We start from the raw sequence: 16,354 nt of genomic DNA, 5'->3' as shown, positions 1-16,354 counted from the left end.
AAGAATTTCCAGACTCCTCGGGGCGTACGAGCCACGTCCCGCACCCGCACCCGTACGAGGAGCACCATGACGATCGGTCTCACCGCCGCGTCCAGGCGCACCACCGCGTTACTCGCGTCCGCCGCCCTGACGTTCGGTCTCACCTCCGCGCTCACCGTGTCCGCCCCGCCCGCCGCGGCCTCCCCCAGCGCCAACGGGGCCAAGAAGGTCACCGCGGTCCTGTTCGAGTGGAACTTCGACTCCATCGCCCGCGAGTGCACACGGACCCTCGGCCCCAAGGGCTACGGCTTCGTCCAGGTCTCGCCGCCGCAGGAACGCGTCCAGGGCAGCGCCTGGTGGACCGCCTACCAGCCGGTCAGCTACAAGGTCCAGGGACCGCTCGGCGACCGTGCCGCCTTCAAGAACATGGTGGACACCTGCCACGGGGCGGGGGTCGAGGTCATCGCCGACACGGTCCTGAACCACATGACGTCCGGTTCGGGCACGGGCACCGCCGGCACGCGGTACGGCAAGTACGACTATCCCGGCGTCTACTCCGACGGGGACTTCCACGGGTGTCGCCGCCCGATCGGCAGCAACTACGGAGACCGCTACAACGTCCAGGAGTGCGAGCTCGGGGAAGCCGGGAACCCGTCCCTCGCCGACCTCGACACCGGCAGCGAATACGTCCGCGGCAGGATCGCCGGATACCTCGACGACCTCATGTCCCTGGGCGTCGACGGCTTCCGCGTGGACGCCGTCAAGCACGTCCCCGCGCGCGACCTCGCGGCCATCCGCTCCCGGCTGAGCGATCCGGACGCCTACTGGATCCAGGAGGCGATCTTCGGCGCCGGCGAGGCCGTCTCGCCGACGGAATACCTCGGCAACGGCGACGTCCAGGAGTTCCGCTACACCACGGACCTCAAGCGGATCTTCACCGGCGAGAAGCTCTCCTACCTCAAGAACTTCGGTGAGGCCTGGGGATACATGCCCTCCGGCCAGAGCGGCAGCATGGTCGCCAACCACGACACCGAGCGGAACGGGAACAGCCTGAACTACCGCGACGGTGCCAAATACACCCTCGCCCACGTCTTCATGCTCGCCCACCCCTACGGCACCCCGTCGGTCCACTCCGGTTACGAGTTCGGCAGCAGCGACGACGGCGCGCCCCACGGACACGACGTCACCGCCTGTTTCAGCGACGGATGGTCCTGCCAGCACGCCTGGCGCCAGATCGCCAACATGGTCGCGTTCCGCAACGCCGCCGAGGGCACCGGCATCACGAACTGGTGGGACGACGGCGACAACGCCATCGCCTTCGGCCGTGGCGACAAGGCGTTCGTCGCCCTCAACCGCGAGGCCGGCGGGATCACCCGGACGTTCCAGACCTCGCTGCCGGCCGGGACGTACTGCGACGTCCAGCACGGTGACCCGGTCCCGGGCGGCGGCTGCACGGGCCCCACGTACGCCGTCGGCTCCGACGGCAGGTTCACGGCCACGGTGGGCGGGAACGACGCGATCGCGCTGCACGTCGGCGCGATCGGGGGCGACCGGGCGACGGACGGCACGGCCACCGTCTACTACAGCACCGACAAGAACTGGTCCGCCTACCGGCTCCACTACGCCCCGACCGGCGGCACGTGGACCACGTCCCCCGGCGTCGCCATGGAGGCCGCCTGCGCCGGCTGGGTGAAGAAGAGCGTCGTGCTCGGTTCCGCCACCGGCCTGAAGGCCGCCTTCAACAACGGCTCCGGCACGTGGGACGACAACAACGGCGCCGACTACTCCCTGGGGTCCGGGGACGTCACCGTCAAGGGCGGGGTCGTCGCGACGGGCAACCCCTGCCCGGCCGGACAGACGCGGACCGGCGCCTCCTTCGCGGTCACGGCGACCACCGTCCCGGGCCAGAACGTCTACGTCGTGGGCGACGTCCCCGCCCTCGGCTCCTGGTCGCCCGCCGCCGCCCTCAAGCTGGACCCGTCGGGCTACCCCGTCTGGAAGCTCGGCCTGGACCTGCCCGCCGGCACCGCCTTCGCCTACAAGTACGTCCGCAAGGACGCCGCCGGCAACGTCACCTGGGAGAGCGGAGCCAACCGCACGGCCACCGTGCCGGCGGAGGGCAGCGCGTCCCTCACGGACACCTGGCGCGACTGATCCGTCCCGCACCGCGGGTGGGCCCGGTCCGGCGCGGCCGGGCCCACCCGCGGTCCGCGGCAGTCGACAGCACCCGCACGCGAGAGGAACAGCAATGAGCAGCGACTACGACGTCCTCGTCCTGGGAGGGTCGGGCGTCGACACGATCGTCTACGTCCCCGAACTCCCGCTCCCCTACGCCGACAGCTACATGATCCGGCCGGGCATCGAGACCCGGGCGGGCCAGACCGGGGACTTCGTGGCCCTCGGCCTCCACGCCCTGGGGCTGCGCACCCACCACATCGACATGATCGGCGACGACCCGTCCGGAGACCTCGTCCGCGCCTTCCACCGCGACAGGGGCATCGGTTTCACCGAGGTCCCCATGCCGGGTGGTACGAAGCGGGCCGTCAACCTCGTCGACCCGGACGGCCGCAGGCTGTCGCTCTACGACGAGAGCCGTTCGCGGGAGTCCGACCGCCTCCCCGAGGACCTGGTCCGCAAGCTGGCCGCGGCCAGCCGCCACGCGCACGTCTCCATCACCTATCCGTGCGCCTTCACCCTGCCCCTCCTGCGCGAGGCCGGCCTCACCGTCTCCACGGACCTGCACAACTGGGACGGCGAGAACCCGTACCACGAGGCCTTCGCCTACGGTGCCGACGTCGTCTTCGTCTCCACCACCGCCCTGCCGGATCCCGAGGCCACCATGCGCCGCGTCCTGGAGCGGGGCCGGGCCGAGGTCGTCGTGGCCACCGCGGGCGCCGAGGGCTCCTACCTGCTCACCGCCGCCGACGAGGACCCGGTCCACATCCCGGCCGTCGCCCCGCGCGAGCCGGTGGTGGACTCCAACGGCGCGGGCGACGCCTACGCGGCCGGCTTCCTCTTCGCCCGCCTCGCCGGCGAGGACCCGCGGCGGTGCGCCCTCCACGGCGCCGTCGCCGGGGCCTACGCCTGCACCGTACCGGCCACCGGGAGCGACGCCATCGACCGCGCGGCCCTGATCGAGGAGGTCGCCGCCCTCACCGGCGCCCGGTCCACCGCGGGGGGCGCCGCGTGACCGCCGACTCCTACGACGTCGTCGTCCTGGGCGGTGGCGTGGCGGGCTGCGTGCTCGCCTCCCGGCTCAGCGAGGACGGCGGGCGCTCCGTGTGCCTCGTCGAGGCGGGGCCCGACCACGGTCCGGACCCGGGCGGCTGGCCGGGCGGGGCGCTCGACGCCCGTGCGCTCCCGCGCGAGGAGATGTGGGAACGGAACGTGCCCGTCCATCGGTTCCGCGGCCGGGTGATCGGCGGTTCGTCCTGCGTCAACGGCTGCTGGAACACCTGGGGTTCGGCGGCGGACCACGACGAGTGGGAGCGGGCGGGCGGTTCCCGGTGGGGCTTCGCGGCCATGGAGCCGTACCGCGCCGCGGCCGTGCGCCGCATGGGCCTGCGCGAGGTGCCCGACCGCGAACTGTCCCCGTGGAGCCGGGCCGCCGTCGAGGCCGCCCGGGAACTCGGGCACACCGAGGTCGACGCGGGCCTGCCCGGGGCGCCCGGCTACGGCTTCCCGCTGCTCAACGCCGTGGACGGCCGTCGCTGGAACGCCGCGCTCGCCTATCTCGACGCGGACACCCGCGCGCGGGCGAACCTCACGGTGCTCGGGAACGCCGTGGCCGACCGGATGGTCCTGCGCGGCGGACGGGTGGAGGGGGTCGTCGTGCGCGCCGGCGGCGTGTCCCGCACGCTCCGCGCGGGACTGTACGTGGTGGCCGGCGGCACCTTCGGCTCTCCGGCGCTGCTGATGCGCAGCGGCATCGGCCCCGCCGACCCGCTGCGGGAGGCCGGCGTCTCCCCGGCGGTGGACCTGCCCGGCGTGGGGGCGAACCTGAGCGACCAGCCCGGCGTCTTCCTGCCGCTCGTGCCGACGGCGGAGCTGGACGCGGCCCTCGCCGAGAAGGAACGGGAGGGCGAGCTGTACGTCAACCGGGTCCTCGTCCGCGCGGCGAGCGAGTACGCCGCCGAGGGCGGCTGGGACCTGCACATCCTTCCCTCCGCCGGACCGCCGCTCTTCGGGTCCCTGCCACCGGGCCGGTACGAGGCGGGGGTGTCGGCCTTCCTCATGAAGCCCGTCTCCCGGGGCCGGGTGCGGCTGCGGTCCGCCGACCCGGAGGAGTCTCCCGCGATCGATCCGGCGTTCCTGTCGGACCCGGAGGGGCGCGACGCGGCCGTGCTCCGGTCGGGTCTCGCGACCGCCCGCCGGTTCGCCGAGTCCGCGGCCCTGAAGGGGCTCGCCGGACTGCCGGAGGGGACGGCGGCGCACGAGCTGCCCGAGGCGGAGCTGCGCGCCCGCCTCGGCACGTACTGGCATCCGGTGGGGACCTGCGCGATGGGGCCCGCCGGTGATCCGTCCTCGGTGGTGGACGGCGAGGGCCGGGTGCACGGCGTGGCGAACCTGCGGGTGGCGGACGCGTCCGTGCTGCCCACGGTCCCGGCCGCCAACACCCAGCTGCCCGTCCTGACCGCCGCCGAGATGCTGGCGGCCGCCATGGCCGCCGCGCCCGCCTCATGAGCCACGACCGCACCGATCCCGGAGGACCGACGAACATGACGGAGGATCCCGCCGCCCGCGGCGGACGACTGGTGTACGGCTGCATGGGGCTCGGCGGCGGCTGGGACACCCTGCCGTACGGGGCCGCCGACGTCGCCCGCGCCGAGGCCGCGGTCGAGGCGGCGCTGGACGCCGGCATCACGGCGTTCGACCACGCGGACATCTACCGGTACGGCAAGTCCGAGGCCGTGTTCGGCGAGGTGTTGTCCCGGGCCCCGGGGCTGCGCGACCGGATCACGCTCCAGACCAAGGTCGGCATCCGGCTCCCGGAGGCGGACCGGCCGGGCCTGTACGACCTGCGCGGCCCGAGCGTGCTGCGCCGGGTGGAGGAGAGCCTCGCCCGGCTGCGGACCGACGCGGTCGACGTCCTGCTGCTGCACCGGCCGGATCCGCTGGCCGACCCGGAAGAGCTCGCGGAGGCGCTCGTCTCCCTGCACCGGCAGGGCCTGGTGCGCCGTTTCGGCGTGTCCAACATGAACGCCGCCCAGATCGCGCGGCTCCAGTCCTTCCTCGACGTGCCGCTGACCGTCGACCAGCTGGAGATGAGCCTCCACCGCAGGGACTGGGTGGAGGAGGCGGTGCTCGTCAACACCCCGGCGGGCGCCGGGGTCGGCTTCCCCTCGGGCACCGTGGAGTACTGCGGCGAGCGGGGCATCGAGCTCCAGGCCTGGGGCGCGCTCGCGGGCGGACGCTTCTCCGACCCGCAGGCCGGTCCGGCGGGCGCGCTCGTGGCCCGGCTCGCCGAGGCCAAGGGCACCACCCCGGAGGCCGTGGTGCTGTGGTGGCTCCAGCGCCACCCGGCGGGGATCGTCCCGGTCGTCGGGACCTCCCGGCCGGAGCGGATCCGCGCCTGCCGCGACGCGGTGGGACGGGCGCCCGGCCTCGATCACGAGGAGTGGTACGCGCTGTGGACGGCCGCGCGGGGCGCGCCGCTCCCGTGAACCGCCCGCGTCCCGCACCGCTCCCGCCGCCCGGCGCCGCTCCGGCGCCGGGCGTTTCCCCGAACGCCCGGCCATCCCCGGTGCGCCCCCTGGACGGAGAAACACCGTGACCACCACCGCCGCGACCGTGGCGGGCTCCTTCGAGTCGGCCCGGTTCTACATCACCTTCCGCTGCAACTCCCTGTGCGGCTACTGCAACGTCTGGCAGGACGACAAGTTCAAGGGGTACGAGGAACTCACCCTCGAACAGGGCCGCCGGATCCTGGACGAGCTGCACGCGCTCGGCGTCCGCTACGTCGACTTCACCGGCGGGGAGCCGGTGCTCCATCCGCACATCGACGGCATCGTCCAGTACGCGAAGTCCCTCGGCATGACCGTCGAGATCACCAGCAACGGCATACGGTTCGCCAAGCACATCGACGCGATCGTGCCGCACGTCGACACCATGAACGTGTCCCTGGACACGCTGCGGCCCGAACGCTACCGGGCGATCCGGGGCGTGCCGACGCTCGACCGGGCCCTGGACGTGATCCGGGGGATCGTCGCCTCCGGCGCCGGGAACCTGAAGCTGATCTGCGTGGTGACGCGCGAGAACGTGGACGAGGTGCCGGACCTGCTGCGTTTCGCCCAGGAGAACCGGGTGACCGTCTACTTCTCGACCATGTTCGAGTACTTCGACGAGCAGGACACCGTCCGGGACGTGCGCAGGACGGCGCGGAAGCTGAAGCTGGTGGAGCAGAACGGCAGACCGGTGGCCGGAGGGGACTCCTGCGGCCCGGGCCGCGCCGCGGCGCCCGGACCCGACGACGGCTCCCTTCCCGACCTGCTGCTGGGGCTGCTGTACGCCCCCTTCTCGCTGATCAACCTGCACTTCCGCAAGTACGTGGAGACGCAGGACCCGAGCGCGCCGACGCAGTGCTACGCCAACAAGCGGATCCTGACGGTCGGCCCGGACGGGCGGCTCGTCCTGCCCTGCTACCACGCCTTCGACAACTCGGTTCCGTGGGGCGGGGGGCTGGCCGACGCGGTGCGGGACGAGGAGTTCGCGCGGGTGAGGGACGAGGAGGTGGGCTTCCGTCCGGAGTGCCGGGGGTGCACGGTCTTCCCGTACGTCGGGCTCTCCTTCAGTTACCGCTTCGACAAGGTCTTCCTCTACCAGGCGCTGTCCGAGGAGATCGCCAAGATCAAGGGCCGGTTCGTCGACCCGCTCCACCCCCGCGTCGCGGTCGCTCCCGAACCGCTGCTCGGGGAGTTCGCCGAGCTGGAACGGTTCGTCGACACCCGGCTGCCGGGCGCCCGTGAGCCGTTGGCCGAGGACCACCTCTATCGCTTCGACGTCACACCCACCGGACTCCACAGGGACCTCGTCGCCGGTGGGACGGCCGTCGAGGAGGTCCTCGCCGATCACGTGCGGGAGCAGTGCTGGGGCGTGCAGCGCTCGCCCCACCTCTGGATACGGCTGGTCTACCGCGAGCTCGTGCCGCTGCTGCGCGACCTCACGGAGCGAGGCCTGGTGTCCCGGCAGGCGTACGAGGAGGTCGTGGCCGGGCTGTACGGGGTGCAGCTCGCGTGGTGGCGGGCCTATCTCGGCCGGTACTTCCGGGGTGGCGAGGAGCTGCGCACCCGGGAGGCCGACGGTGTGGTCGCCCGGTTCCTGGCGCGGACCGGAGAGCTGCTGCCGGTGGCTCCCGAGTCCACGCGCGTCCGGCAGATCCTGCTCCACGCCGGCTGTGTGCTCGGTCTCCCGGCGGCCGGGCTCGCCCCTCTCGCCTCCCCCGAGCCCTTCGCGGAGGCCGCGCTGCTCGCCAAGCACCTCCTCCTGGTCGCACCGGACGGCGAACTCACGGCGTACGCGGCGCTGCTCCCGCCCGACGCGGCCGCCCCGCTCCTCGGGAAGACGCCTCCGGCGAACGGAACGCCAGGAGCCTCCGCCCGCGCGCTCGACCGGCTCCTGGACGAGGCCCCGGCCGCCGACGTGCCGTCGGTCGCGGCGCTGATCGACGCGGTGCGCGCCCTGCGCTCCGACGTGCCGGCCGAGGAGCTGGCCGGGCTGCTCCTCGCCCGCGAACTGCGGGACCCGGCACGCGTACGACTCCGCGGTGAGGTCCTGCGTCGTGCCGGTGGTCCGCCGGCCCGCTCGGCGCACCCGCTGGGCTGAACACCGGGGTACCGGCGGAACGCACCGTGCCCCCGAGCTCGCTCGGGGGCACGGTGCGTTCCGGTGCGGGTCAGCGCGGGTCCGTGCCGCTCACTCCGGTGGCGGCGAGGAGGGCGCCCGCGGTGTTGCGCTGGGTGGCGACGAGCTGGCCGCGCAGCGCCTCCTGGATCCGGTCGCGGTCGCGCGGGTCGACGGTGAAGGCCTGGCCGTGCGCCAGGTCGGGCCGGGCCGCCCGCTGTTCCTCCGTCAGGGCGGTGGGCAGGAGCCGCAGCCAGCGTCCCTCGTCGGTGAGGGCGCCGTCCTCGATCGCGAGGCTTCCCGAGGGGCCGTAGACGAGCTGCTGGCTGGTGGAGTCGGTCGCCTTGACGTCCCACACGACGGTGGTGGCGTCGAGCCAGGTCGCCTCCGAGCGGGAGAGGTCGAGGTCCGGCGTGGTGCGGACGCTCGGCAGGAGGTAGCCGGTGTCGCCGCCGACGAGCCAGACCTCCTTGCCGTAGGAGCCGAACTCGAGCGAGCGGTCGCCGGGAACGTCCTTCTCGTCGCCCCGGTGGACGATGTAGCTGAGGGAGGTGGCTCCTTCGGCCAGCGGCACCTCGAAGACCGCGCCGAAGGCGTCGCTGCGGACCGGGGTGAGCGGCCGGGACCAGTCGGTGGGGGCGGCGGCACCGGTCCAGGTGTGGAGTCCCCAGCCGGTGTGGTCGCCGTCCGGCCGGCGGTAGTGGATGACGGCCTTCCTCTCGTCCTGCGGCGGGTAGACACCGGCGGGGACGGTCTCGGACTGGCCCTCGGCGCCGGCCTCGACCCAGACCTCTCCGGTGCGCCGCAGTTCCACGGTGCGCCGGGGCCCGTCCGTCACGCCGTCCTTCTCGACGGTGTAGGGGACGCTGCCGGTGGTGGGGTCGACCTTGACCCAGGCGAACGCGCCGTAGGCGTCGCGGCCGGTGAACTCGACGGTGGTGCCGCCGGACACGAGCTTCCAGCCGGTGTAGTCCCCCTCGGGGCGCCGGTAGTGGACGACGGCGTAGTCGCGTGCGACGGCGCTGGGCCGCGTGGGCGCGACGGGCTCTCCGGCGGTGGAGGCGGCGCGTCCGCTCGCGACGCGTCCGAGGTCGTCGACGACGACGGCCTTGTAGCGCAGGGGAGTGCGCGCGGGCGTGTCGTCGGGCAGGTTCTGGGTGACCTTGTACGGGGCGTGGTCGGCGGAGCCGAGGACCTGCCAGGGGCCGTCGCCGACCTGGGCGGCGAAGACCACCCGGCTCAGTTCCCCGCCCCGGACGTCGGCGGAGAGTTCGACGGTGCCGGTGGCTCCGGCGGCCGGGGCCCTGAGCGTCAGGGCGGGCGCGGTGCGGGGGGTGTCCAGGGGGCGGCCGGCCTTGAGGACGACCGAGGACAGGGCCGGGACGGTGAGCGTGACCTCACGGTCGCCGTCGCTGCGGACCGCCGTGGTGCGTCCGTAGAGCGGGGTGAAGGAGGTGCGCGAGGTCCCGGTGCGGAAGGTGACGGTCCGTGGGGTGGTGGCGTTGTTGACCGCGACCAGGTACTCGGTCCGCCGCTTCGGGTCGATCCTGGAGGTGGCGTGGACTCCCGCGGTACGGGTGTCCGCGTACCGCTCGATCTGCACTCCGTCGCGGAGGGCGGGGTGCCGCTTCGTCAGGCGGGAGAGTTCGGCGATGGAGCGGTAGAGCGGGTGGGTGGTGTCGTAGGCGTCGGTGGCGTGGGTGCGGTCGGTGCCGATGAGGTCGTCGTCGAGGTAGTCGGGGACCTGCGAGGCGAAGAGGGTCTGGCGGGCGTCCTTGTCGCCGCCCGCGCCGGTGAAGCCCTGTTCGTCGCCGGCGTAGACGACGGGGTTGCCGCGGGAGAGGAAGAGGATCTCGTCGGCGAGGCGGGCCCGGGCGAGGAGTTCCCGGTCGTCGGCGCCGGGGTTGTCCCTGCGCAGGAAGCCGCCCAGGCGGCCCATGTCGTGGTTGCCGAGGAAGGTGACCTGCTCGTAGGCGTTGGCCTTGTCGGTGGTGTAGCGGTAGTCCTGGGCGAAGACGTCGGCGAGGGAGGAGGCCGGACGGCCGAGGGACACGACGTCGCGGACGGCCTGCTGGAGCGGGAAGTCGAGGGTGGAGTCGAGACGGCCCCGGGTGACGTAGGGGGCGGTGACGGCGGGGTCGGAGGAGAGGACCTCGCCGAAGATGAGGAAGTCCTCGCGTCCGCGCTCGGCGGCGTAGGCGTCCAGGGCGGTGGCCCACCGGGTCCAGAACTCCATGTCGACGTTCTTGACGGTGTCGACGCGGAAGCCGTCGACGGCGAAGTCCCCGACCCACCGCTCGTAGATCTCGGCGAGCCCGCGCACGACCTCGGGGCGTTCGGTCCACAGGTCGTCGAGGCCGGTGTGGTCGCCGTAGAGGCCGCTCTCGCCGACGAAGGTGGAGTCGCCGCGGTTGTGGTACATCGTGGGGTCGTTGAGCCAGGCGGGCTTCTTGGCGTTCCGCTCCGCCGGGGTGGTGACGGGGGTGTACGGGAGGCCGTCGGCGTCCATGGGGGCGGCGGTCCTCGTGTCGTCGAAGGGCCGGCCGGTGCTGTCGAGGTAGGGGTAGGCGCCCTTGCTGCGGTAGCCGTAGCGGTTCTCGCCCGAACGGATGACGTCGGCGGTGTGGTTGGTGATGACGTCGAAGAAGACCTTCATGCCCTTGGCGTGGGCGGCGGCGATCAGCTTCCTGAGGTCGTCGTTGGTGCCGAAGTGCGGGTCGACCTGGGTGAAGTCGGTGATCCAGTAGCCGTGGTAGCCGGCGGAGGCGTCCTTGCCGGTGCCCTGGACGGGCTTGTTCTTGAAGATCGGCGCCATCCAGATCGCGGTGGTGCCGAGGCCCCTGATGTAGTCGAGCCGCTCGGTCAGGCCCTTGAGGTCGCCGCCCTGGTAGAAGCCCTTGTCGGTGGGGTCGAAACCGGTCTCCGTACGGCTGCCGGTGAGACCGCCCCGGTCGTTGGAGGCGTCGCCGTCGGCGAACCGGTCGGGCAGGACGAAGTAGAACTGCTCGCGGGTGAGGTCGTGCCGGGCGGGCTGGGCGGCGAGGGCCCGGTCCGACGGCGGGGCGGGGATCCGGTGGCCGGTCGCCGCCGGTGCGGGGGCGGCGACGGCCGTCGCCATCAGCGCGACGGCGGTGGCGAGGGCGACGCGCGCTCCGGAGCGCGTGAGGGCGGGCGTGGTGCGCGGTGCGGCGGGGGCGGGGGCGGCTGGCTCGTGCACGTCTGGGTCCCTTCCAGATGGGCGGTTCAGTGGGTGGAGAGCTGGACGCCGGTCGCGCCCAGGAGGGCGCCGTCGGCGGCCCGCTGGGTGGCGATCAGCTGTCCTCGTCGCGCCTCGGCGGCTCGGTCGAGGTCGCGGGGATCGAGGGCGAAGGCCGACCAGCCCTCGTACCGGGGATGGCGTGCTCGCTGGTCGGCGGTGAGGGTGGTGGGGGTGAGGCGCAGCCACCGGCCCTCGTCGGAGAGGGCCCCGTCGGCGAGCGTGATGCCTCCGGGGGCGTAGACGAGCTGCTGACTGGCGACTCCGGTGCCGGTGCCGCGCCAGACGACGGTGGTGCCGTCGAGCCAGACGGCGTCGCTGCGGCCCAGGTCGAGCGGGAAGGCCCCGCCGAGGGAGGGCGACAGGTAGACGGGGTCTCCGGCGAGACGCCAGACCTCGCGGCCGTGGAGACGGAAGTCGAGGGCTTCGTCGGTGGGTACGTCCTTCTCCTCCTTCCTGTGGAGGATGTAGCTCAGGGAGCCGGCCCTCTCGCCGAGGGGCACCTCGAAGACGAGGCCGAAGGCGTCGCGGCGCGCGGGCCGGATCGGGTCGTTCCATTCGGGCGGGTGCGCGGCGCCGGTCCAGGCGTGCAGTCCCCAGCCGTCGTAGTCGCCGTCGGGCCGGTGGTAGTGGATCACGGCCTTGGTCGGGTCCTGGGGGGCTTCGGCGGCGGGGCGGACGGCGTCGACCAGGGTGGTGCCCTGGTGGGTCCAGGCCTCGCCGGCGGCGGTGACGTCGAGGACGCGTGCGGGACCGTCGGGGACGCCGTCCTTCTCCACGGTGAAGGAGAGGCTCGTCGTCCCCTCGGGCGGGGTCACCCACGCGAAGGCGCCGTACGCGTCCCGGCCGGCGAACTCCGCGGTGCCGGAACCGGTGCGCAGCCGCAGGCCGTCGTGGTCGCCGTCGGACCGCCGGTAGTGCACGACGAGGTGCCGGTGTTCCGCCTTCGGCTTGGCCGGGGTCGGGTTCTCGCCGGTCGTGGTGGCGCCGAGGGCGGCGGCGGTGCGGCCGGAGCCGTCCACGGCGACGGCCTTGTAGCGGACCGTCGTGCCGGCGGGCACGGTGGCGGACAGCTGCTGGGTGACCTTGTACGGGGCGTGGTCGGCGGAGCCGAGGACCTGCCAGGGACCGTCGCCGACCTGGGCGGCGAAGACCACCCGGCTGAGGGGGTCCCCGGAGACGGCGGCGCCGATCTCCACGGTGCCGCGGGCTCCGGCCGGGGGGACGGAGAGGGTGGGGGCGGGTGCGGCCGCGCTGCGGGGAAGCGGGGTGCGGGCCCTGAGGACGACGGTCGAGAGGGCGGGCACGGTGACGGTCACGCTGCCGGTGGGTCCGCTGCGCAGGGGGCGACGGGTGCCGTAGAGGGGGAGGAGGTCCTGGTGCGGGGCGCCGGTGGGGACGTAGGCGGTACGGGGTTCCTCGGCGTTGTTGACGGCGACGAGGTACTCGGTGCGGTCCCGGGGGTCGACGCGGGAGAAGGCGTAGACGCCCTGCCCGGCGGCGACGTGGCGCTCGATCTGGACGCCGTCGCGCAGCGCGGGATGCCGCTTCGTCAGGCGGGAGAGCCCGGCGATCGCCCGGTAGAGGGGGTGGCTCGGCTCGTAGGCGTCGGTGGCGTGGGTGCGGTCGGTGCCGATGAGGTCGTCGTCGAGGTAGTCGGGGACCTGCGAGGCGAAGAGGGTCTGGCGGGCGTCGGCGTCGCCGCCGGCGCCGGTGAAGCCCTGTTCGTCGCCGGCGTAGACGACGGGGTTGCCGCGGCTCAGGAGGAGCAGTTCGTGGGCGAGGCGGTCGCGGCGGAGCAGTTCGGCGTCGGTGGCGCCGGGGTTGTCCTGGGTGAGGAAGGCGCCGATCCGGCCCATGTCGTGGCTGCCGAGGAAGGTGACCTGCTCGTAGGCGTTGGCCTTGTCGGTGGTGTAGCGGTGGTCCTGGGCGAGGACGTGCGCGAGGTCTCCGGCGGGTCCGCCGCGCGAGACGTAGTTGCGCAGGGCGGCCTGGAGGGGGAAGTCGAGCGTCGAGTCGAGCCGTCCTCGGGTGACGTAGGGGGCGGTGATCGTCGCGTCGGCCGAGAACGCCTCGGCGAACATGAAGAAGTCCCCGCGTCCCCGCGTCGCGGCGTAGGCGTCGAGCGCGGTGGCCCACTGGGTCCAGAAGTCCATGTCGACGTTCTTGGCGGTGTCGACGCGGAAGCCGTCGATGGCGAAGTCCTCGACCCACTTCTCGTAGATCTGCTTCATGCCCTCGACGACCTCGGGACGTTCGGTCCACAGGTCGTCGTGGCCGAAGAAGTCCCCGTTGAGGCCGCTCTCGCCGACGAAGGTGGAGTCGCCGCGGTTGTGGTACATCGTGGGGTCGTCGAGCCAGGCCGGGACCTTGGCCGGTTTCGTGACGACCGGGGTGTACGGGAAGGAGTCGGCGTCGACCCGGGGGGTCTCGGCGGTGTCGTCGAAGGGGCGTCCGGTGCTGTCCAGGTAGGGGAACGCGCCTTTGGGGCGGTAGCCGTACTCCTTCTCGGCGTAGTCGACGGTGTCGGCGGTGTGGTTGGTGATGACGTCGAAGAAGACCTTCATGCCCTTGGCGTGGGCCGTGTCGACCAGGGTCCTCAGGTCCTCGTTGGTGCCGAAGTGCGGGTCGACCCGGGTGAAGTCGGTGATCCAGTAGCCGTGGTAGCCGGCCGTGGCGTCCTTCGCGTCCCCTCTGATCTGGACGGGGATGTTGGTGAAGACGGGGGCCATCCACAGGGCGGTGGTGCCCAGGCCTTTGATGTAGTCGAGGCGTTGGGTGAGGCCCTTGAGGTCGCCGCCCTGGAAGAACTTCTTGTCGGTGGGATCGAAGCCGGTCTCCAGGCGGCCGCCGGCGAGGCCGCCCCGGTCGTTGGCGGTGTCGCCGTTGGCGAACCGGTCGGGCAGGGCCAGGTAGAACTGTTCGCGGGTGAGGTCGTGCCGGGCGGGCTGTGCGGCGAGGGCCCGGTCCGACGGCGGCGGGGGCGCCGACGGGGGCGCCGGTGTCGTGGACGCCGTCGACGGTGTGCCGGTGAGGGCCGTCGCCAGGAGGGCGGTCGCCAGGGTCATGGCGGAGCGCCGGAGGGGTCCGGTCACGGGTGTGCTGCTCCTCGGGAGCGTGGAGGGACGTGCGTACGGAAGGGGCGGCCGGGCCCGGTTCGGCCCGGCTCCGGGAAGGGAGGAACGGCTCGGCGGGGCGCCGGCCGGGTCTCAGCGGCGGACGGCCCCGGCGGCGGGGCGGTCGTCGGACGTCCGCGGGCGCCGGTCCGCGTACCAGCGGACCGTGTCGGCGAGGGCCGTGGCGAAGTCGGCGCGGGGCTCGTAGCCGAGTTCCCGCCGGATGCGGGTGTCGTCCACCGCGTACCGCTGGTCGTGGCCCTTGCGGTCCGTCACCCGGACGATCCGGTCGGGTCCGGCACCGCAGAGTCCGAGGAGGCGGTGGGTCAGGTCCAGGTTGGTCAGAGAGGTCCCGCCGCCGATGTTGTAGATCCGGCCGGGGCGTCCGCCGTTCCTGACCAGTTCGACGGCGGTGACGTGGTCCTCCACGTGGAGCCAGTCCCGGATCTGGGAGCCGTCGCCGTACAGGGGTACGTCCTGGCCGGCCAGGAGGGCGGTCACGAAGCGCGGGATCAGCTTCTCGGGGTGCTGGCGCGGTCCGAAGTTGTTGGAGCAGCGGGTGACCCGGACGTCCAGGCCGTGGGTCGCGTGGTAGGCGAGTGCCATCAGGTCGGCGGCGGCCTTGGAGGCGGAGTAGGGCGAGCCGGGCCGGAGCGGGGCGTCCTCCGAGGCCGCGCCCGCGGCGATCGAGCCGTACACCTCGTCGGTGGAGATCTGGACGTGGGTCCGCACCCCGTGCCGGACGGCCGCGTCCAGGAGGGTCTGCGTGCCCAGGACGTTGGTGCGGGCGAAGAGCGAGCCGTCCTCGATCGACCGGTCGACGTGGGACTCGGCCGCGAAGTGCACGATCTCGTCGTGTCCGGGCACGATCCGGTCGACGAGCGCCGCGTCGGTGACGCTGCCGTGGACGAACCGGAAGAGCCGGTGGTCGCGCACCGGGTCCAGATGGGTGGGGCCGGCCGCGTAGGTCAGGTCGTCGAGGACGGTCACGGAGACGTCCGGCGGTCCGTCGGGGCCGAGGAGGCGCAGGACGTGGGCCGAGCCGATGAATCCGGCGCCGCCGGTGACGAGTATGCGTCGGGTCATGGGTGGAGTTGCACCTTGCTGTGGTCGCCGAGGACGAGGCGGTGGGCGTAGGGGAATCGGGGGGCCGCCACGACGGCGTCACGGCCGATGAAGGAGCGCTCGATGCGGCCGGCGCACTCGACGTCCGCGCCGTCGAGGAGGACCGACGCCTCGATCGAGCTGTCGTGGACGCGGCAGTTGGCGCCGATCGAGGTGTAGGGGCCGATGACGGCGTTGCTGATGACGCTGCCCGGGCCGATGACGACGGGTCCGGTGATCCGCGACCCCCGGACCACGGCGCCCTCGCCGAGGCGGACGCGTCCCACGACGGCGCTGTCGGGGTCCACCTTTCCTTCGAGCCGCCCGCTCAGACCGTCCAGGACGTGGCGGTTCGCCTCCAGCATGTCGTCGACGCTGCCGGTGTCGCGCCACACGGAGGTGGTCTCCTCGGCGAGGACGTCCTGTCCGTCGTCGATCAGCCACTGGACCGCGTGGGTGATCTCCAGTTCGCCCCGGGCGGACGGACGGATCGCGCCCACCGCCTCGTGGACGGCGGGGCTGAAGGCGTAGACGCCGATGAGGGCAAGGTCGCTGCGCGGGTGGACGGGCTTCTCCTCCACCCGTGTCACGCGGCCGGTCTCCTCGACCTCCGCCACGCCGAAGGCGCTGGGGTCGGGGACGGAGGTGACGAGCAGTCGGGCGGCGGCGGGCCGGATCCTCGCACGGGCGATGAAGTCCCGTACGCCGTCCTGGAGGTAGTTGTCGCCCAGGTAGACGAGGAAGTCGTCGTCGGCGAGGAAGTCGCGGGCGGTGGAGACGGCGTGGGCGAGGCCGAGCGGGCGGTTCTGCGGGATGTACGTGACGTCGAGTCCGAAGGCGGATCCTCCGTCGCCGACGGCCCGTCGGATGTCGTCCGCGTAGTCGCCCACGACGAGACCCACCTCGCTGATGCCGGCCTCCGCGATGGACTCCAGCCCGTAGAAGAGCACCGGCTTGTTGGCGATCGGCAGGAGTTGTTTGGTCCCGGAGTGGGTGAAGGGGCGCAGTCGGCTGCCGGTACCGCCGGCCAGGACCAGGGCTTTCACATCGGCTGCCTTCG

At 73.0% G+C, this 16,354-nt stretch carries 7 protein-coding genes and 2 pseudogenes; 5 read left to right on the top strand and 4 right to left on the bottom strand.

Annotated features, from left to right (window positions below):
* Positions 1 to 66 precede the first annotated feature (66 nt).
* From ACIGW4_RS14670 to ACIGW4_RS14650, 5 genes are all read left to right on the top strand, one after another.
* Positions 67 to 2,133, top strand: coding sequence for a carbohydrate binding domain-containing protein (locus tag ACIGW4_RS14670; RefSeq protein ID WP_399580598.1), 2,067 nt, complete (start codon positions 67 to 69; stop codon positions 2,131 to 2,133).
* Between the two features lie 94 nt (positions 2,134 to 2,227).
* Entirely contained in the window at positions 2,228 to 3,169 is a 942-nt protein-coding gene (locus ACIGW4_RS14665; protein WP_399580595.1) for an adenosine kinase, read from the top strand.
* Positions 3,166 to 4,662, top strand: a complete 1,497-nt coding sequence (locus tag ACIGW4_RS14660; RefSeq protein WP_399580593.1) for a GMC family oxidoreductase — start codon at positions 3,166 to 3,168, stop codon at positions 4,660 to 4,662. Before ACIGW4_RS14665 ends, ACIGW4_RS14660 begins: the two co-directional genes overlap by 4 nt.
* 35 nt (positions 4,663 to 4,697) lie before the next feature.
* Entirely contained in the window at positions 4,698 to 5,642 is a 945-nt protein-coding gene (locus ACIGW4_RS14655; protein ID WP_260174596.1) for an aldo/keto reductase family oxidoreductase, read from the top strand.
* A 106-nt stretch (positions 5,643 to 5,748) separates the two neighbouring features.
* Positions 5,749 to 7,800 (top strand): radical SAM protein, encoded by a 2,052-nt coding sequence (locus tag ACIGW4_RS14650; protein ID WP_399580590.1) that lies wholly within the window; start codon positions 5,749 to 5,751, stop codon positions 7,798 to 7,800.
* 91 nt (positions 7,801 to 7,891) lie between these two features.
* Here ACIGW4_RS14650 and ACIGW4_RS14645 read toward each other — a convergent pair.
* The 4 genes and pseudogenes from ACIGW4_RS14645 to ACIGW4_RS14630 form a co-directional block, all read right to left on the bottom strand.
* Positions 7,892 to 10,936, bottom strand: a pseudogene (locus ACIGW4_RS14645) (alpha-amylase family glycosyl hydrolase); the annotation flags it as partial.
* A gap of 140 nt (positions 10,937 to 11,076) precedes the next feature.
* Positions 11,077 to 14,142: pseudogene (locus ACIGW4_RS14640) on the bottom strand (alpha-amylase family glycosyl hydrolase); the annotation flags it as partial.
* 141 nt (positions 14,143 to 14,283) lie between these two features.
* Positions 14,284 to 15,276, bottom strand: coding sequence for a dTDP-glucose 4,6-dehydratase (rfbB, locus tag ACIGW4_RS14635; protein WP_398706279.1), 993 nt, complete (start codon positions 15,274 to 15,276; stop codon positions 14,284 to 14,286).
* On the bottom strand, positions 15,273 to 16,340 hold the full coding sequence (locus tag ACIGW4_RS14630; RefSeq protein WP_398706278.1) for a glucose-1-phosphate thymidylyltransferase: 1,068 nt from the start codon (positions 16,338 to 16,340) through the stop codon (positions 15,273 to 15,275). The genes rfbB and ACIGW4_RS14630 overlap by 4 nt, the downstream gene beginning before the upstream one ends.
* Positions 16,341 to 16,354 lie beyond the last annotated feature (14 nt).

The organism is Streptomyces sp. NPDC053513 (assembly GCF_044544765.1).
GTDB lineage: Bacteria > Actinomycetota > Actinomycetes > Streptomycetales > Streptomycetaceae > Streptomyces > Streptomyces litmocidini.
Note: the sequence above shows the minus strand (reverse complement) of the source record. Positions and strands in the feature narration are given on the sequence as shown.